We start from the raw sequence: 17,892 nt of genomic DNA on the forward strand, positions 1-17,892 counted from the left end.
TATACCCACGCCAGCTCGTCGCCCGCCCGGCCCACACCCCCTCCCGGGGCGCTGCGCGCCACTGCTATTGATTACGGAGCCTTCCATGGGGCACTACAAGTCGAATCTCCGCGACATCGAGTTCAACCTCTTCGAGGTCCTCGGGCGCGACAAGACGTACGGCACCGGCCCGTTCGCCGAGATGGACGTCGAGACGGCGAAGAGCATCCTCGACGAGGTCGCCCGTCTCGCGGAGAACGAGCTGGCCGAGTCCTTCGCCGACGCCGACCGCAACCCGCCGGTCTTCGACCCGGAGACCAGCACCGCGCCGGTCCCGGAGACCTTCAAGAAGTCGTACCAGGCCTTCATGGACTCCGAGTACTGGCGTCTGGGCCTGCCCGAGGAGATCGGCGGCACCACCTCGCCGCGCTCCCTGATCTGGTCCTACGCGGAGCTGCTGCTCGGCTCGAACCCGGCCGTGTGGATGTACTCCTCGGGCCCGGCGTTCGCCGGCATCCTCTTCGAGGAGGGCAACGAGGCGCAGAAGAAGATCGCCGAGATCGCCGTCGAGAAGCAGTGGGGCTCGACGATGGTGCTGACCGAGCCGGACGCCGGTTCGGACGTCGGCGCGGGCCGCACGAAGGCCGTCGAGCAGGAGGACGGCTCCTGGCACATCGAGGGCGTGAAGCGCTTCATCACCTCGGGCGAGCACGACATGTCCGAGAACATCATCCACTACGTGCTGGCCCGCCCCGAGGGCGCCGGTCCCGGCACGAAGGGCCTCTCACTCTTCATGGTCCCGAAGTTCCACTTCGACTGGACCACCGGCGAGCTGGGCGAGCGCAACGGCGTGTACGCGACGAACGTCGAGCACAAGATGGGCCTCAAGGCGTCCAACACCTGCGAGATGACCTTCGGCGACCGGCACCCGGCCAAGGGCTGGCTGATCGGTGACAAGCACGACGGCATCCGCCAGATGTTCCGCATCATCGAGTTCGCCCGCATGATGGTCGGCACGAAGGCCATCGCGACGCTGTCCACCGGCTACCTGAACGCGCTGGAGTACGCCAAGGAGCGCGTCCAGGGCACCGACCTCGCGCAGTTCATGGACAAGGCCGCCCCCAAGGTCACCATCACGCACCACCCCGACGTGCGCCGCGCGCTCATGACGCAGAAGGCGTACGCGGAGGGCATGCGCTCCCTCGTGCTGTACACCGCCACCGTCCAGGACGCGATCCAGGAGAAGGAGGCCGCGGGCGAGGACGCCAAGGCGCTGCACGGCCTCAACGACCTGCTGCTCCCGATCGTGAAGGGCTACGGCTCCGAGAAGTCGTACGAGCAGCTGGCGCAGTCGCTCCAGACGTTCGGCGGCTCCGGGTACCTCCAGGAGTACCCGATCGAGCAGTACATCCGTGACGCCAAGATCGACACGCTGTACGAGGGAACGACGGCGATCCAGGGCCAGGACTTCTTCTTCCGGAAGATCGTCCGCGACCAGGGCGCCTCGCTGAACGCCCTCTCCGAGGAGATCAAGAAGTTCCTCGCCGGCGCCCAGGGCAACGAGGAGCTGTCCGGCGCGCTGGACTCGCTCGCCAAGGCCGCCGTGGACCTGGAGGCGATCGTCGGCACGATGATCACCGACCTGACCGCGACCGGCGAGGACATCAAGAACATCTACAAGGTGGGTCTCAACACCACCCGCCTGCTGATGGCCTCCGGCGATGTCGTCGTCGGCTACCTGCTGCTCAAGGGCGCGGCCGTCGCGGCCGAGAAGCTGCCGACCGCCACGGCGAAGGACGTCGCCTTCTACCAGGGCAAGATCGCCGCCGCGAAGTTCTTCGCCGCGAACGTCCTGCCGGGCGTCTCCACCGAGCGCGCGCTCGCGGAATCCGTCGACAACTCGCTGATGGAGCTGGACGAGGCCGCGTTCTAGCCTCCGGCGCCGCTCACGATCGTCAACACGCACCGTCACCCGGACACGCTTTCGGGTGGCGGTGCTGTCGTATCAGCTGGGCACGCTGGCTGCAGGGCCCAGCATCCCGTCCATGGGAGGAACCATGACCGCCGAGGCACTGCCCAAGGCGTCGCAGCTGCGGCGCGAGACATCCAAGTGGCCGGTCCCGCCTGAGGACGGCTACACCGTGGACGACTTCTTCACGCTTGACGACCTCCCGCCGCACACAGAGCTGATCGACGGGAGCCTGGTTTTCGCGAGTCCGCAGCGCAATTTCCACACGCTGGCGATGTATCTGCTGGAACAGGGCCTGCGCGCGCACGTACCCGCCGATCTGCGCGTACGTCGGGAGATGGCCATCGTGCTCGGCAAGCGGAACGCCCCGGAACCCGATCTGGTCGTGGTGCGGCAAGAAGGTGCGGTGAACCAGCGGCAGACGCGCTACGACGCCGCCGACGTCCTGCTCGCCGTCGAAGTCGTATCCCCCGACTCCGAGGACCGCGACCGCGACACCAAGCCGCCCAAGTACGCGGGCGCAGGCATCGAGCACTTCTGGCTCGTCGAAATGGCCGACGAGAACGACCGGCCCGTGGTCTGGACGTACACACTCGACCCGATCAACAAGACATACGTCTCCACCGGCGTCCACCACGACCGCCTGAAGCTCTCCGCCCCGTACGACATCGACATCGACCTGACCGCCATCGACCAGCTGTAGGCCCGGTCTCCCCGCATCCGCCCCGGTCTCCCCGGACGCGCCGCGGCACCGCCCCCGGGGCGACGGTGAATCCGGCCGGTCCGGCCTCGTTACAGTGAAGAACATGAGTTCCTCCCTCCGCTTCGACCGCGGCCACACCGACGATCTGATGGCCTTCCTGATGGCCTCCCCCTCCCCGTACCACGCCGTGGCCACTGCGGCCGAGCGGCTGGAGAAGGCCGGGTTCCGCCAGGTCGAGGAAACCGCGGCCTGGGACGGCACCACCGGGGGGAAGTACGTCCTGCGCGGCGGTGCGATCGTGGCCTGGTACGTGCCCGAGGGCGCGTCGGCCCACACCCCGTACCGGATCGTCGGGGCGCACACCGACTCGCCGAACCTGCGGGTCAAGCCGCTGCCCGACACCGGCGCGTACGGCTGGCGCCAGGTCGCCGTGGAGATCTACGGCGGGACGCTCCTCAACACCTGGCTCGACCGGGACCTCGGCCTCGCCGGCCGGATCTCGCTGCGCGACGGCACGCACCGGCTGGTGAACATCGCCCGGCCGCTCCTGCGTGTACCGCAGCTGGCCGTGCATCTGGACCGGTCGGCCAACCCCGACGGCCTGAAGCTGGACCGGCAGAAGCACATGCAGCCGATCTGGGGGCTCGGGGAGGTCGAGGAGGGCGACCTGATCCGGTTCGTCGCCGAGGAGGCGGGCGTCGACGCCGAGGACGTGACCGGCTGGGACCTGATGCCGCACGCCGTCGAGCCGCCCGCCTACCTGGGCCGGGACCGCGAGCTCCTGGCCGGGCCCAGGATGGACAACCTGCTCTCCGTGCACGCGGCGACCGCCGCGCTCGCCGCCGTCGCCGGGCAGCCGGACGCCGAGCTGCCGTACATCCCGGTCATGGCCGCCTTCGACCACGAGGAGAACGGCTCGCAGTCCGACACGGGCGCCGACGGACCGCTGCTCGGCACGGTCCTGGAGCGTTCCGTCTTCGCCCGCGGCGGTACGTACGAGGACCGCGCCCGCGCCTTCGCCGGGACCGTCTGTCTCTCCTCCGACACCGGCCACGCGATCCACCCCAACTACGCCGAGCGCCACGATCCGACCCACCACCCGGTGGTCAACGGCGGACCGATCCTCAAGGTCAACGTCAATATGCGGTACGCGACCGACGGCAGCGGCCGGGCCGTGTTCGCGGAGGCGTGCCGGAAGGCCGACGTGGCGTGGCAGACGTTCGTCTCCAACAACTCGATGCCGTGCGGTACCACGATCGGCCCGATCACCGCCGCCCGGCACGGCATCCAGACCGTGGACATCGGTGTCGCGATCCTCTCGATGCACAGCGCCCGTGAGCTGTGCGGCGCCGACGACCCGTATCTGCTGGCCAACGCGCTGGCGGCGTTCCTGGCGGGCTGAGCCCCCCACCGCCCCGACCACGGTCCCGGGCGTGGTCGTCACCGGGCCGGGTACGCGATCCGTACACCGGCCCGGAGCCGCCGGGCCGTCGAGGCGGCGGGAATCACGGGACTCGGAGGACGCATCGTCCTCATCGGTGTCGGCGCGTTCGCCGGGCCGCCCGGCACCGAGGGCGTGTCCGAGGACGAGCGCCGCCACCCCTGACCCACGACGACTCCCGGATCGTGCCCCGCCGACCCGGTGGTGGCCCCTCGCCGACTCCGCGGCACCCCGATATCCTGGGATTTTTCCTGTGCCCCCACCACAGGTGCACCCGCCCGGAAGGGAAGCCGTACGTGGAGTTCCGGCTGCTCGGCACCGTCTCCGTCGACACCCGCACCGGGCCGCTGCCCCTCGGCCCCGCCAAACGCCGCAGCCTGCTGGCCGCGTTGCTGCTGTCCGCCAACACACCTGTGTCCATCGCCCGGCTGACGGACTCCCTGTGGGACGACGAACCGCCGCTGCACGCCCGCAGTGTCATCCAGGGCCACGTCTCCCGGCTCCGCGCCCTCCTGGTGGGCGCGGACGCGGGGGCGTACGGGGTGGAACTGATCACGCTCGGCGACGCGTACGTGCTGCGGGTGCCGGAGACCCTGCTGGACTCGCAGCGGTTCGAGGAACTGCTGGTGCTGGCGCGGGAGCAGCGCAGCCCCGCCGACTCCGTACTGATGCTCAAGGAGGCCCTGTCCCTGTGGCAGGGCCCGGCGCTCACCGGCGCGTTCGCCGGCCCGCCGCTGCAGGCCGCCGCGCACTCGCTGGAGGAGTCCCGGCTGGCGGCGGTCGAGCAACTGGCCTACTCCTACACGGCGCTGGGGGAACACAGCCGGGCCGCGGCGGTGCTGCGGGCGGAAGCGGTCGCGCATCCGATGCGGGAGTCGCTGGCGGCGGCGCTGATGACGGCGCTGTACCGGGCGGGGCGTCAGTCGGAGGCCCTGGACTGGTTCCACCGCACGAGGCGGCTGCTCGCCGACGAGCTCGGGATCGACCCGGGACACGAACTCGCCGACGCGTACGCGCTGATCCTGCGCGGCGACCCCGGACCGGCTGCGTCGGCCGACCCGACCGGTGGCACGGAGGCCGGGACGGACAGCGCCCCCGGCCCGCCGCTTCCCCGCTCCCCGGCCCCGCAGCCCCTCGTCGGCGAACCGCACCCCACCGACCTGCTGCCCCGCGCGCCCCGCGGCTTCCACGGCCGAGGCGCCGAACTGGCCGCGCTCAGCCGGGCCGCGGCGGGCGAGGCACCCATCTGCCTGGTCACCGGACCGGCCGGCGTGGGAAAGACCGCGCTGGCCCTCCAGTGGGCGCACCGCAACTCCACCGCCTTCCCGGACGGCCGGCTCTTCGCCGATCTGCGCGGATTCAGCGCCACCGGTGACCCGACGCTCATCGAGGTCCTGCGCGAGTTCCTGCTGGCGCTCGGCGTCGCGCCGCGCCGCGTCCCGGAGTCCGCCCCCGCCGCGGCAGCGCTCTTCCGGTCCCTGACCGACCGGCGCCGGCTGCTCGTCGTCCTCGACAACGCCCGTGACTCGGCCCTGGTCAGGCAGCTGCTTCCGGGCGGCACGGACTGCGTCACGCTGGTGACCAGTCGGCACCGGATGGAAGGCCTCATCGCCTCGGACGCGGCCCGTCCCGTTCCGCTCGACGTACTCGAACCGCAGGACGGCACCGCCCTGTTGGCCGGTGTGCTCGGCGAGGAACGGGTCCTCGCCGAACCCGTGGCCGCCCGTCGTCTCGCCGGACTCTGCGGAGGACTGCCGCTCGCCCTGCGCGTCACCGCGGCCCGGCTGGCCGGACGCCCGGAGCGGACCCTGGCCGGTCTGGCCGACGAACTCGCCGACGAACGCAGCCGGCTGACGTACCTCGACGTGGACGACACCGGCGTCTCCGCCGCGCTCCGGCTGACCGTGCAGCAGCTGCCGCCGGACGCCGTCCTCCAGTTCAGCCGGCTCGGTCACCACCCCGGCAGCCACTTCGACCCGTACACGGCCGCCGCGCTCGCCGGTACGGACCCGGTCGTCGCGGCGGCCGCACTGGACCGGCTCTCCACCGCGCACCTCGTCACCGAGACGGCGCCGGGCCGCTGGATCCTGCACGACCTGGTGCGCCTCTACGCCCGCGGCCTGGACCCCGCGTCCGGGTCCGAAGCCCTCATCGGTGTCCTCGACCACTACATAGCGACGGCGCTCGCCGCCGCCGACACGGCCGAACCCGGCGGTGAGCCCTGCTTCGTCCTGCCGGACGACTTCCGCCGCCCCGCCGCCGTCAGGGACTTCACCGACCGGGAGGCGGCGATGCGCTGGCTGGCCGACGAGCGCGACGACCTGGCCCTGGCCGCCCTCGCGGCCCGGACCGCCGGACTCGACGACCGGACCTGGCGGATCATCCTGCTCCAGTGGCCGCAGGTGGTGCGGCGGGTGCGCGACAGCTGGGCCCCGCTGCTGGAACTGGCGCTGGACTCGGCCCGTACCCGGCGCGATCCCTACGCCGAGTCACGGGTGCTCAATCTCCTGGGCTGGGTGCTGGCCGAGGAGGGCAGGACCGCCGAGGCCGTCACCCTGCTGGAGCGCTCGCCCGCCCTCGCCCGACAGGCCGGCGACCGGCTCGGCGAGGCGACCGCGCTGGTCAACCTGGCCATCGTGCGGGCCGAACAGGGCGGGCTCGACGCGGCGCTGGAAGGCTGCGAGCGTGCCGTCGGCCTGGCCCGCGAGGAAGCCGACGCACACACCGAGATGCTCGCCCTGCAGCACCTCGCCCGGATGCAGCTCACCGCCGACCGCCCGCAGGAGGCACTGCACTCCGCCCGCACGGCGCTCGACCTCGGCCCCGAGCACGAGGAGGTCGCGCGCCGGGTGCTGCTGCTGACCGTCAGCGGCGAGGCCCGGCTGGCGCTCGGCGAGGAGGACGAGGGCATCCGGCTGCTGGACCTGGCGGCCGGAGAGGCGGAACACGCGGGTTACGACGACGGCGCGGTCCGGGCCCTCGAAGCGCTGTTGCGGGTCACGGCACACACGGAGTACCGCAAACGGTACGAAGAGGCGGTCCGACGGCTCGCCGACGACGGCTGAACCCTGTGCCGCCGACGCGTGCGTTCCCCACCCTGTGCCGCCGACGCGTGCGTTCCCCGCGTCCCCCGTGCCGACCGGCGTGGGCGGCGAGCGATTCCGGTGTTCGAGCCGCGCGGGCGGGACTGCGGAGGCCGCGAGAACACCCACGAAGCCGCCCGCGAAGGCACCCGTGCCGGCCTCCGTGAGGACGCCCGCGGAAGCACGGCCGAAGACGTCAGCGGGACGTCAGCCGGACGACAGCGGAACATGAGCGGCGGGTCCCAGACTCATGGATGTCAGCAGGTCAGAGGCGTTCGCCGGATGACCGGGCGTCCGCCTCCCATCGCACTCGTCACACTCGGGGGAATTTCCATGAGTACCTTCCGCAACCGCTCCGCCGCCCTCGCCGCCGCGACCACCGCCGTGCTCGCCCTGGCCCTCACCGCCTGCGGCGGGAACGACACCGGCACGAAGTCCGCCGGTCCGGCGGACGAAGCCGCGTCGGCCGCCGCTTCGGCGGACGCCTCCCGGTCGACCACCGACGCGACGACCACGCACACCGCGAAGACCGGCGGTACCGCGCAGAACACCGGAGCCACGAAGACGGGCACCTCGAAGTCCGGCACGTCCGGCGGCGGCACCACGACGAGCGGCGACACCAGCGACAGCTACGCCTACAAGCACCCGTGCAAGAGCGGGGACCTGTCGGTGCGTGTGTACCCCCGCGAGGGTTCGGCCACCCAGCAGGTGATCGAGGTCAACAACGTCGGCGCGAACTCCTGCGGCCTGAGCTACTTCCCGCGAGTCAGCCTGGGCGCCGCGAAGGCCTCGGACCACAGCTCCGACATCCGGCCGACCGTTCCCGGCGGCCTGGGCGGCGCACCCGCGTACCCGGTCAAGCCCAAGACGGCCGCCATCGCGGTGATCGACCTCAACCCGAGCGGTGCGAACGGCCTGACCTGGATCGACGAGATGAACGTGCTCGCCGACGGCGACCACATGCCCAACGCCGACACGCAGAACTTCAAGCTCGGCCCCGATGTGAAGGTGCGCGCCCCGAAGCTGGGCCTGTACCGGAGCACGGTCGCCGACGCGGTGAGCTCCATGAAGCAGGCGGGCTCCTGACCTGCTGGGCCAGGCCTCGGACGAGCCTGCGGTGTGTGCGCCGAATCCCTCTCGCCGCACACACCGCACCGGCACGGAAGCCCCTGCGCCACCACGCTTCCGGGACTTCGCGCGACGTCAGCCCTGCTCGTCCATGCCTGCCAGCACCAGCGGCAGCCGGGGCGTTCCCTCCGCACTCACGCGGACGGGGACGCCCCAGTCCTGTTGGTGGACATGGCAGGCCGGGTACTCGTTCGCCGGGTCGTCGTCGCAGGACGCCGCCATGGCGGACACGTGCAGGACCCCCTCGGTGACGCCGTCGGCCAGGACCAGGTCGCGGAAGAGGTCGGTACCGGGACCGGAACCCTCCGCGAGCAGCTCGGGCGGGGTCGCCGAGACCAGCAGCCGGGTCGAAGGACCGTACCGGGTGTCCAGCTTCTGCCCGGCGGGCGCCTGGAAGACCACGTCGAGCCGGAGCGTGCCCGGGGCGATCTCGGTGGCTGCGCGCTGCGTGTGATGGGCCTGGCCGGCGACGCGTACGGCCTCCTCCGGGAGCCGCAGCCGGGTCAGCCGGTGCCGGGCGGACTCGACGACGACGAGATCGCCGTCGACCAGCACCGCGTCGCTGGGCTCACGCAGGTCCGTGGCCAGGGTGGTGACCTCGCCGCTCACGGGGTCGTAGCGCCGCAGCGCGTGGTTGTACGTGTCGCAGACGGCGACGGACCCGTCGGGCAGTGCGGTCACGCCCAGCGGGTGCTGGAACAGTGCCTGATCCGCTCGGCCGTCGCGGTGTCCGAAGTCGAAGAGGCCGGTGCCCACGGCCGTGCGGACGGCGAAGCCGGTGCCGTCGCGTTCGACGTACCGCAGGGCGGACGTCTCCGAGTCGGCGACCCACAGCCGCTCCCCGTCGGCCGACACGGCGAGCCCCGACGGCTGGGCGAACCAGGCTTCGTCGGCGGGCCCGTCGACCAGGCCCTCGTTGGTCGTGCCCGCCGCGACGCGCACGGTCCCCGTCCCGGGGTCGTACGTCCACAGCTGGTGCACGCCCGCCATGGCGATCCAAAGGCGGTCCGCGAACCAGGCGACGTCCCAGGGGGAGGAGAGGTCGACCTCGCGGGCCGGGCCGGCCGTCGGCGAACCCTGCCACCACTGGCGGCCGGTGCCGGCGAGGGTCGTCGTGATCCCGGTGGTGAGGTCGAAGGCGCGGACGGCGTGATTGACGGTGTCGGCGACCGCGATCCGGCCGTCGGGCAGCACGGCGAGTCCCTGGGGCTCGGAGAACCGGGCCTCGTCGGGCCCGCCGTCGGCGAATCCCCGGTCGCCCGTTCCGACATGGCGGCGGACCGTTTCACCGTCGCTTTCGATCTCTACCAGGCGGTGCCGGGTGGTGTCGGAGACCAGGAAACCGCCGTCGGGCAGGAGCAGGGCCTTGCCGGGGAAGCGCAGATGCGTGGCGACCGGCTCGGGCGCGACATAGGGGCCGTCACCGCGGCGCAGTGTGCCCTTCGCCTCGTGCTCCGCTTCCAGCTCCTCGACCAGCTTCTCGATGGCGTGCGCATGTCCCTCACCCGCGTGCTGGGCGACGACATACCCCTCGGGGTCGACGACGACGAGCGTGGGCCAGGCCCGTACGGCGTACTGCTTCCAGGTCGCCAGCTCCGGGTCGTCGAGGACCGGATGGTGGACCTCGTACCGCTCGACGGCGTCGACGACTGCCTCGTGCTCGGCCTCGTGCACGAACTTCGGCGAGTGCACACCGATGATCACGACGGTGTCGCGGTGCTTCTCCTCCAGCTCGCGCAGCTCATCGAGGACATGCAGACAGTTCACACAGCAGAAGGTCCAAAAATCCAGGATCACAATGCGTCCTCGCAGGTCAGCGAGGGTGTACTGCTGGTCGCCTGTATTGAGCCAGCCGCCCTTGCCGATCAGCTCGGGGGCCCTGACGCGCGCACGTGTTGCCATGTGAACAGTCAACATCACCGTGGCCCGCGCGCATTCCTGAGGGTCCACGCATTCCGGGGAGTCCTGGGGGAACCTGTGAGCCATGAGATTCCTGGTACGTGAACGGCTCCTCGCCGTCGGTGACGACTACTGGATCGAGGACACGGACGGCCGCAAGGTCTTCCTCGTCGACGGCAAGGCCCTGCGGGTGCGCGACACCTTCGAGCTGAAGGACGCGCAGGGCCGGATCCTGGTCGAGATCCGGCAGAAGCTGCTCAGCCTGCGCGACACGATGCTCATCGAGCGCGAGGGCGAGGAGCTCGCCAAGGTCAAGCGCAAACGGCTGTCGCTGCTGCGCAACCACTACCGGGTCACGCTGGTGGACGGCACCGAGCTCGATGTCAGCGGCAAGATCCTGGACCGCGAGTTCGCCATCGACTACGACGGGGAACTGCTGGCCCAGATCTCGCGACGGTGGCTGACCGTCCGGGACACGTACGGCATCGACGTCGTACGGGAGGACGCCGACACGGCGCTGCTGATCGCCGTATCCGTGTGCGTCATCGTGCTCGCGGACAAGGAACGCGACAACGACTGACGGGCGCGGAGACCGAGCCCGTCAGGCAGCCGAGGGGTCGCGCATGGAGGCCGGAACCGTCGAGGGCCCGCGGATCGAGGCCGGAACCGTCGGTGGGCCGCGGGCCGTGGGCGGAATTGCCGGTGGGCGGGCCCGACGACGGCGCCGGGCCCGGTTTCACGTGAAACGTGACTACTTGACCGTCTCGGGCGGGGCCAGCCCCAGCCGCCGGTCCTTGAGCGCCGGGAACTGCTCACGCGTGGCGGCGACCTTCGACGGGTCGAACTCCACGCTCAGCACCTCCTCGTCCGCGCCCGCCTCGGCGAGCACCTCGCCCCATGGGTCGACGACGATGCTGTGCCCGGCCTGCTGGATTCCGGCGTGGGTGCCCGCGGTGGCGACGGCCAGCACGTACGACTGGTTCTCGACGGCACGGGCCTGGGCCAGCAGTGTCCAGTGGGAGCGGCGGCGCTCGGGCCAGCCCGCCGCGACGATCAGCGTCTCGGCGCCCGCGTCGACCAGACCACGGAACATCTCCGGGAAGCGCAGGTCGTAACAGGTGGCAAGGCCCAGCGTGGTCTCCGGCAGAGCGACCGTGACCAATTCCTCGCCGGCACCCATCATGACCGCCTCGCCCTGGTCGAAGCCGAAGCGATGGATCTTGCGGTACGCGGCGGCCCGCTCGCCCTCGGGCGTGAAGACGAGCGCGGTGTTGTAGAGAGTGCCGTCGGCGGCGCGCTCGACGAAGGAGCCCGCGTGCAGCCAGACCCCGGCGTCGGCCGCGGCCTTCGCCATGATGTCGTGGGTGGGCCCCTGAAAGGGTTCGGCCTCGTCCTCGAAGGTCGTGTAGGCGAAGGCGCCGACGGGCCAGAGCTCGGGAAGAATCACCAGATCCGCACCGCGCTGGTCCGCGATCAGCGAAGCCGCACGCCCCCTGCGGGAATTGACGGATTCGTCCGGGTCTACTGCGATCTGGATGAGGGAGGCGTGCACACTACCACCGTCCTGGCATTCGAGCCGTCAACACGGGCCTACGATCGTCACACGAAAGCACTGCCGGGGTGCCTGCTCGCAGCGTAACTTAGAGCGTCCGGCGACTGGGGGTGGAAGAAGGAGCGGGGCCGGGTGCGTGCAGCTGCAAGGCGGATGAGGGAGTCGACGCGGAGCGTTGGTGACCGACGACAACGCCGCAGATGTGCGTGCCGAGCCCCGTGACGCCATCCCCCGGTGACCGGACGCCCTGAGCGACCGAACCTCCCACGCAGCCCACCGCCCGCGCCCAGCACTCCAGCCCATGCACCGCAGAACCGCACGAGGGGTCCCGTGACCGTCCATCCCAGCCTCCAGACCTACGCCGATGCCTGGACCCACTCCATCGAGTCGATAGCCGAGCTGGTGAAGCCGCTCGCCGAGGGAGAGTGGAACGCCCGTACACCGTGCCCCAACTGGTCGGTGCGCGACATCGTCTCGCACATCATCGGCATGGAGTCCGAGCAGCTCGGCGATCCGCGTCCGATCCACACGCTGCCGCGCGACCTCTTCCATGTGCAGAGCGACTTCGCTCGCTACATGGAGATGCAGGTCGATGTGCGGCGTCACCACACCGCGCCGGAGATGACCTCCGAGCTGGAGTACACGATCATTCGCCGCGCACGTCAGCTGCGCAACGAGACGCGCGACCCCGAGACCATGGTCCGGGCGCCGCTGGGCGCCGAGCAGACCCTCGAACTCGCGCTGCGGATGCGCGCCTTCGACGTCTGGGTGCATGAGCAGGATCTGCGGACGACGCTGGGGCAGCCCGGCAATCTGGACTCTCCCGGCGCCTCCATCGTCCGGGACACCCTGCTCGCCGCGCTGCCGAAGGTGGTCGCCAAGGACGCGGGCGCGCCGAACAACTCGGCGGTCGTGCTCGATGTGCACGGGCCGATGGAGTTCCTGCGCACGGTCAGGGTCGACGCGGAGGGACGCGGTTCGGTGGACGGCTCGCCGTCGCTGGGTCCCGCGGTGACGCTCGCGATGGACTGGGAGACGTACTTCCGCCTCGCCTGCGGGCGGGTGCGCGTCGGCGCGGTCGCGGACCGGGTCAAGGTCGAGGGCGACCAGGAACTGGCGGCGGCGATCCTGCAGAACTTCGCCGTGACGCCGTGACGCTGCGAGGCCCTGAGGCCCTGAGGTCGTAGTGCCCCGGCGCCGTGCCACCGTGGGTCGGCGGCGCCCGTCGTACGAGGACGGGCGCGCCGCCGATCCGGCACGACAGACGCGTCACGCGGGTACGTGCACGGCTTCCACGCGGCTGATCACATGGTGGTCCCGCTCGCGGTGCGTGGCCCGGGAGTGCAGCCGCAGGATCTGTACGACGCCGAGCGTCTCCAGCACGAAGACCGAGGCGAACGCGATCCGGTAGTTGTCCCCGGTCGCGTCCAGCAGCACACCGACGGCGAACAGTGTGGTCATCGAGGCGACGAAGCCGCCCATGTTGACGATGCCCGACGCGGTGCCCTGGCGCTCCGGCGGGTTGGCGGGCCGTGCGAAGTCGAAGCCGATCATCGAGGCGGGACCGCACGCGCCGAGCACCACGCACAGGACGATCAGCAGCCACATCGGCGCGTGGTCGCCCGGGTAGAAGATGGTCGACGCCCAGAGCAGGGCCGTCACCGTGACCGTACCGAGGGCCAGCGGGGCGCGGGCCGCGTGGTGGCGGGCGATGATCTGCCCGTAGACCAGCCCGAACGCCATGTTGGAGAGCACCACCAGCGTGAGCAGCTCACCGGCCGCGGACCGGCTCAGCCCCTGCGCCTCCACCAGGAACGGCAGACCCCACAGCAGCAGGAAGACCATGGCCGGGAACTGCGTGGTGAAGTGCACCCACATGCCGAGCCGGGTGCCGGGCTCCCGCCAGGAGGCGGCGATCTGCTTGCGCACATAGGCGGCGCCCGCGTGCTCGACGGGCGGCGGCTCGTGGCCCTCGGGGTGATCCTTCAGGAACAGCAGAAGCAGGACGAGAACGAGAACCCCGGCGGCGGAGCTGCCGGCGAACGTGGTGGTCCAGCCGAATCCGTGCAGGGCCCGCGCGATGAAGAGCGTCGAGACGAGGTTGCCCGCCATCCCGAAGAGCGCGGCGACCTGACCGATCAGCGGACCGCGCCGGGCCGGGAACCAGCGCGCGCCGAGCCTCAGCACGCTGATGAACGTCATCGCGTCACCGCAGCCGAGCAGCGCCCTGGACGCCAGCGCCATGCCGTACGAGGGGGAGAGCGCGAAGCCGAGCTGCCCGAGCGTGAACAGCACGGCCCCGAGGGTGAGGACCTTCTTGGTGCCGAGCCGGTCGACCATCAGGCCGACGGGTATCTGCATGCCCGCGTAGACGAGCAGCTGAAGGATGGAGAAGGTGGAGAGCGCCGAGGCGTTGACGTGGAACCGGTCGGCGGCGTCGAGTCCGGCCACGCCCAGGCTGGTACGGAAGATGATCGCGACGAAGTAGACGGCGACACCGATGCCCCACACCCACACGGCACGCCGGCCGCCGGGTGGATCACCGGGCAGGGAGAGGGTGGGAGCGGCGGCAGAACTCACCGGTCCTCACCCCTGACCAGCACCTTGACCCGGCTGACATGACGCCGCACGACCTGCGCGGCACCATCGGCGTCACCGGACCGGATGGCTTCCAGCAGCTCGCCGTGCTCGGTGATGTTCGCGGCGATCCTTCCCGGATGCGCCTCCATCACGGCGACGCCCATCCGCAACTGCCGGTCGCGCAGCTGGTCGTAGAGGCGCGAGAGAATGTCGTTGCCCGCGTTGCGCACGATCTCGGCGTGGAAGCAGCGGTCCTTCACGGACACTGCGGCCAGATCTCCGGCCTGAGCCAACTGGCGCTGCTCCTCCAGGAGTTCTTCGAGCCGTCCGATCAACTGCGCGGAGGCGGGCACGGCCTTGCGGGCCGCGAACTCCTCGACCAGCAGCCGGGTCTCCACCACGTCCGCGATCTCCTGCGCGGAGACGGCGAGCACGAGAGCGCCCTTCTTCGGATACAGCTTGATCAGCCCCTCGACCTCCAGCCGCAGCAGCGCCTCCCGCACGGGCGTACGGGAGACACCGACGGCCTCCGCGAGATCACCTTCGGTGAGGAGCGTGCCGCCCTCGTAGCGACGGTCCAGAACCGCTTCCTTGATGTGGGTATAGACGCGCTCGGCGGCGGGGGGCTGCTTGACGGTCGGCTTCGTCGGCTTCGTGGCGGACTTCACGGGGGGCTTCACGGCTGGGGGTGCGGCAGGCATGTACACAGCATAGATACAAGATGCGTGCATCGTGGCGCCCGTCCGGGATCCGGACAGGTCCCTGCCTGTTTTCCGGCTGTTTTCCGGACGGACCCGGCCCCGCCGCAGAAAAAGATCCACGTCGCGCTTCCGGGGAGACCGGCGTCGCGCTTCGGGGCGACCCGCGCCGCACTTCCGGGGAGACCCGCACCGAACCCCCAAGGACGCCTGCCGGGCTTCCGAAGGAGCCCCTCGAACCGAACCCTGCGTTGCTCCGAAATTGCCCCAGGAATCAGCACATCCTTCCGCCCGCCTCATGAGTCTCACCACCGAGCGGACCCTCATGTGGCCGCATTCCAGGGGCATTTGGAGCGTTCAAGTTGAAAATCGGCATTAAGGGCATAAACCGCGTTTCCGCCACTGCCACCGTGGCTCTCACCGCGGGTGCCGTCATCGCGGGCAGCGTGTTCGCCTCCACGGCGCAGGCAGCCACGCCGCCCACCCCCACGATCACCGCCAAGGGCGGTTTCGTGATGAACAACGGCACCGCGAAGACCCTGTTCACCAAGGCCGCGGACACCCGTCGCTCCACCGGTTCCACCACCAAGATCATGACCGCCAAGGTCGTCCTGGAGCAGAAGAATCTGAACCTGGACTCCAAGGTCACGATCCAGAAGGCGTACAGCGACTACATCGTCTCCAAGGGCGCCTCCTCGGCCCACCTGATCGTGGGCGACAAGGTCACGGTCCGTCAGCTGCTGTACGGCCTGATGCTGCCGTCCGGCTGCGACGCCGCGTACGCGCTGGCCGACAAGTACGGCTCCGGCACCACCCGTGCGGCCCGCGTGAAGTCGTTCATCGGCAAGATGAACGCCTCCGCGAAGTCCCTCGGCCTGAAGAACACCCACTTCGACTCGTTCGACGGCATAGGGAACGGCTCGAACTACTCGACGCCGCGCGACCTGACGAAGATCGCCAGCAGCGCGATGAAGAACTCCACGTTCCGCACGGTCGTGAAGACCAAGTCGACCAAGCAGAAGGTCACCACGAAGTCCGGCGGTTACCGCTACATGTCGTGGTCCAACACCAACACCATGCTCAGCAGCTACAGCGGGGCGATCGGCGTGAAGACCGGTTCCGGCCCGACGGCCAAGTACTGCCTGGTCTTCGCCGCGACCCGCAACGGCAAGACGGTCATCGGCACGGTGCTCTCCTCCACGAGCGCGACCACCCGCACCGCGGACATGAAGAAGATCATGGACTACAGCTTCAAGAAGTAGTCCCGTCCGGCAGTACGGCCGACCGTACCGGCCGAGCCACGGACAACGGCATGAAGGAGGGGCCCCGCGGTGCGCGGGGCCCCTCCTTCATTGCGGTCGGGCCGTCAGGCCGTCAGGCCGTCAGGCCGTCAGGCCGTCAGGCCGTCAGGCCGTCAGGCCGTCAGGCCGTCAGGCCGTCAGGCCCAAGTGATCAGCCGCTTCGGCTGTTCCAGGATCGCGGCGACATCCGCCAGAACCTTGGAGCCGAGCTCGCCGTCGACCAGGCGGTGGTCGAACGACAGGGCGAGCGTGGTGACCTGACGAGGCTTCACCTTGCCCTTGTGCACCCACGGCTGGAGCTTGATCGCGCCGACCGCGAGGATCGCCGACTCGCCCGGGTTCAGGATCGGCGTACCCGTGTCGACGCCGAAGACACCGACGTTGGTGATGGTCACCGTGCCACCCGCCATGGCCGCGGGGGACGTTCTGCCCTCACGTGCCGTGGAGACCAGCTCGCCCAGTGCCGCGGCGAGTTCCGGCAGGGTCTTGTCGTGCGCGTCCTTGATGTTCGGCACGATCAGACCGCGCGGGGTGGCGGCGGCGATGCCCAGGTTGACGTAGTGCTTGCGCACGATCTCCTGGTTCGCCTCGTCCCAGGCGGAGTTGACGTCCGGATTGCGCCTGATCGCGACCAGGAGCGCCTTGGCGATGATCAGGAGCGGGTTGACCCGGACCCCCGCCATGTCCTTGTCCTCCTTGAGCTCCGCCACCAGCTTCATCGTGCGCGTCACATCGACGGTCACGAACTCCGTGACGTGCGGCGCGGTGAAGGCGCTGTCGACCATCGCCTGGGCGATGGCCTTCCGTACGCCCTTGACCGGGACACGGGTCTCCCGCACGCCCGCGACGACGGGGGCCGGCGCCTCGGGGGCCGAGGACACGGTGGCCTCCGCCTCGACCCGGGCCTCGGCCTGGGCCGGCACGGGCGTGGCCGCCGCGTGCACGTCCGCACGGGTGATGATGCCGCCCTCACCGGTCGGCACGACCGTCGCCAGGTCGATGCCCAGGTCCTTGGCCAGCTTGCGCACCGGCGGCTTCGCCAGCGGGCGGCTCTCCTGAACGGCCACGGATCCGTGCCCGTTCAGCTCTCCCTGGATGGCCGCCGCCGCGGCGGGAACCGCCGCCCCGGTGCCCTTGCGGGCGCGCCGCTTCGTGGAGGTCTCGGCGACGCCGTATCCCACCAGGACGGGCTGACGGCCCTTGGGAGCCTCCCGTTCCGGTTCCGCGGCCGGTTCCGCGGCCGGCGCGGGCACGGCAGCCGGAGCGGCGTCACCGCTGCCCGGTACCACGTCCACCGCGATGATCACCTGGCCGACGTCCACGGTCGTGCCCTCGGGGAAGCGCAGCTCATGCACCACCCCGTCGAACGGAATCGGCAGCTCCACGGCCGCCTTGGCCGTCTCGACCTCGCATACGACCTGACCGTCGGTGACGGTGTCGCCGGGCTGGACGTACCACTTGAGGATCTCGGCCTCGGTCAGTCCCTCGCCCACGTCGGGCATCTTGAACTCACGGAAGCGAGCAGCGTTGGAAGTGTCGGTCATCGTTGTCACGCCCCA

13 protein-coding genes are annotated in these 17,892 nt (G+C 70.5%); 8 read left to right on the forward strand and 5 right to left on the reverse strand.

From position 1 onward, the window contains the following. Positions 1-85: 85 nt before the first annotated feature. The 5 genes from ACIOHC_RS05910 to ACIOHC_RS05930 all read left to right on the forward strand — a co-directional run bounded on the left by ACIOHC_RS05910 (position 86) and on the right by ACIOHC_RS05930 (position 8,261). Positions 86-1,912, forward strand: a complete 1,827-nt coding sequence (locus ACIOHC_RS05910; protein WP_351071884.1) for an acyl-CoA dehydrogenase — start codon at positions 86-88, stop codon at positions 1,910-1,912. A gap of 112 nt (positions 1,913-2,024) precedes the next feature. Then, positions 2,025-2,651 carry a Uma2 family endonuclease gene (locus ACIOHC_RS05915; RefSeq protein ID WP_401841616.1) on the forward strand — a complete coding sequence of 209 codons (627 nt, stop codon included), beginning with the start codon at positions 2,025-2,027 and terminating at the stop codon, positions 2,649-2,651. A 103-nt stretch (positions 2,652-2,754) separates the two neighbouring features. Beyond that, positions 2,755-4,053, forward strand: coding sequence for a M18 family aminopeptidase (locus ACIOHC_RS05920; protein ID WP_351071887.1), 1,299 nt, complete (start codon positions 2,755-2,757; stop codon positions 4,051-4,053). A 335-nt stretch (positions 4,054-4,388) separates the two neighbouring features. Further along, on the forward strand, positions 4,389-7,157 hold the full coding sequence (locus ACIOHC_RS05925; protein WP_401841618.1) for an AfsR/SARP family transcriptional regulator: 2,769 nt from the start codon (positions 4,389-4,391) through the stop codon (positions 7,155-7,157). Positions 7,158-7,508: 351 nt separating this feature from the next. Next, on the forward strand, positions 7,509-8,261 hold the full coding sequence (locus tag ACIOHC_RS05930) for a DUF4232 domain-containing protein (protein WP_401841620.1): 753 nt from the start codon (positions 7,509-7,511) through the stop codon (positions 8,259-8,261). A 117-nt stretch (positions 8,262-8,378) separates the two neighbouring features. Here the strand turns inward: ACIOHC_RS05930 and ACIOHC_RS05935 are convergent, their stop codons facing one another. Further along, entirely contained in the window at positions 8,379-10,205 is a 1,827-nt protein-coding gene (locus ACIOHC_RS05935; RefSeq protein WP_351071894.1) for an NHL domain-containing thioredoxin family protein, read from the reverse strand. Positions 10,206-10,287: 82 nt separating this feature from the next. On the opposite strand from ACIOHC_RS05935, the gene ACIOHC_RS05940 reads away from it, so the two are divergent. After that, positions 10,288-10,782 (forward strand): LURP-one-related family protein, encoded by a 495-nt coding sequence (locus tag ACIOHC_RS05940; RefSeq protein WP_351071895.1) that lies wholly within the window; start codon positions 10,288-10,290, stop codon positions 10,780-10,782. Between the two features lie 171 nt (positions 10,783-10,953). On the opposite strand, the gene ACIOHC_RS05945 is transcribed toward ACIOHC_RS05940, so the two are convergent. Continuing rightward, a complete protein-coding gene (locus ACIOHC_RS05945; protein WP_351071898.1) occupies positions 10,954-11,754 on the reverse strand; it encodes a carbon-nitrogen family hydrolase in 801 nt (266 codons plus the stop codon). Positions 11,755-12,084: 330 nt separating this feature from the next. On the opposite strand from ACIOHC_RS05945, the gene ACIOHC_RS05950 reads away from it, so the two are divergent. Continuing rightward, the gene (locus ACIOHC_RS05950; RefSeq protein WP_351071900.1) at positions 12,085-12,909 is read left to right on the forward strand and encodes a maleylpyruvate isomerase family mycothiol-dependent enzyme; all 825 of its coding nucleotides are present in this window, start codon (positions 12,085-12,087) and stop codon (positions 12,907-12,909) included. A gap of 114 nt (positions 12,910-13,023) precedes the next feature. Here the strand turns inward: ACIOHC_RS05950 and ACIOHC_RS05955 are convergent, their stop codons facing one another. Next, positions 13,024-14,334: an MFS transporter gene (locus ACIOHC_RS05955; protein WP_351071902.1), complete on the reverse strand. Its 1,311-nt coding sequence runs from the start codon at positions 14,332-14,334 to the stop codon at positions 13,024-13,026. Continuing rightward, positions 14,331-15,035, reverse strand: coding sequence for a GntR family transcriptional regulator (locus tag ACIOHC_RS05960; RefSeq protein WP_351071904.1), 705 nt, complete (start codon positions 15,033-15,035; stop codon positions 14,331-14,333). Before ACIOHC_RS05960 ends, ACIOHC_RS05955 begins: the two co-directional genes overlap by 4 nt. Before the next feature lie 359 nt (positions 15,036-15,394). Between ACIOHC_RS05960 and ACIOHC_RS05965 the strand changes: the two genes are divergently transcribed. Next, positions 15,395-16,294, forward strand: a complete 900-nt coding sequence (locus tag ACIOHC_RS05965; protein ID WP_351071906.1) for a serine hydrolase — start codon at positions 15,395-15,397, stop codon at positions 16,292-16,294. 176 nt (positions 16,295-16,470) lie between these two features. On the opposite strand, the gene ACIOHC_RS05970 is transcribed toward ACIOHC_RS05965, so the two are convergent. Continuing rightward, complete coding sequence (locus ACIOHC_RS05970; protein ID WP_351071908.1) at positions 16,471-17,886, reverse strand: dihydrolipoamide acetyltransferase family protein; 1,416 nt, start codon at positions 17,884-17,886, stop codon at positions 16,471-16,473. Positions 17,887-17,892: the final 6 nt, after the last annotated feature.

This window comes from Streptomyces sp. NPDC088252 (assembly GCF_044740965.1).
Taxonomy (GTDB): Bacteria; Actinomycetota; Actinomycetes; order Streptomycetales; family Streptomycetaceae; genus Streptomyces.

What these genes read in the sequence shown, in the direction of transcription:
- ACIOHC_RS05920 (WP_351071887.1), top strand. Translation starts at nt 2,755, where the DNA reads ATGAGTTCCTCCCTCCGCTTCGACCGCGGCCACACCGACGATCTGATG.
- ACIOHC_RS05935 (WP_351071894.1), bottom strand. Translation starts at nt 10,205, where the DNA reads ATGGCAACACGTGCGCGCGTCAGGGCCCCCGAGCTGATCGGCAAGGGC.
- ACIOHC_RS05960 (WP_351071904.1), bottom strand. Translation starts at nt 15,035, where the DNA reads ATGCCTGCCGCACCCCCAGCCGTGAAGCCCCCCGTGAAGTCCGCCACG.
- ACIOHC_RS05915 (WP_401841616.1), top strand. Translation starts at nt 2,025, where the DNA reads ATGGGAGGAACCATGACCGCCGAGGCACTGCCCAAGGCGTCGCAGCTG.
- ACIOHC_RS05910 (WP_351071884.1), top strand. Translation starts at nt 86, where the DNA reads ATGGGGCACTACAAGTCGAATCTCCGCGACATCGAGTTCAACCTCTTC.
- ACIOHC_RS05940 (WP_351071895.1), top strand. Translation starts at nt 10,288, where the DNA reads ATGAGATTCCTGGTACGTGAACGGCTCCTCGCCGTCGGTGACGACTAC.
- ACIOHC_RS05930 (WP_401841620.1), top strand. Translation starts at nt 7,509, where the DNA reads ATGAGTACCTTCCGCAACCGCTCCGCCGCCCTCGCCGCCGCGACCACC.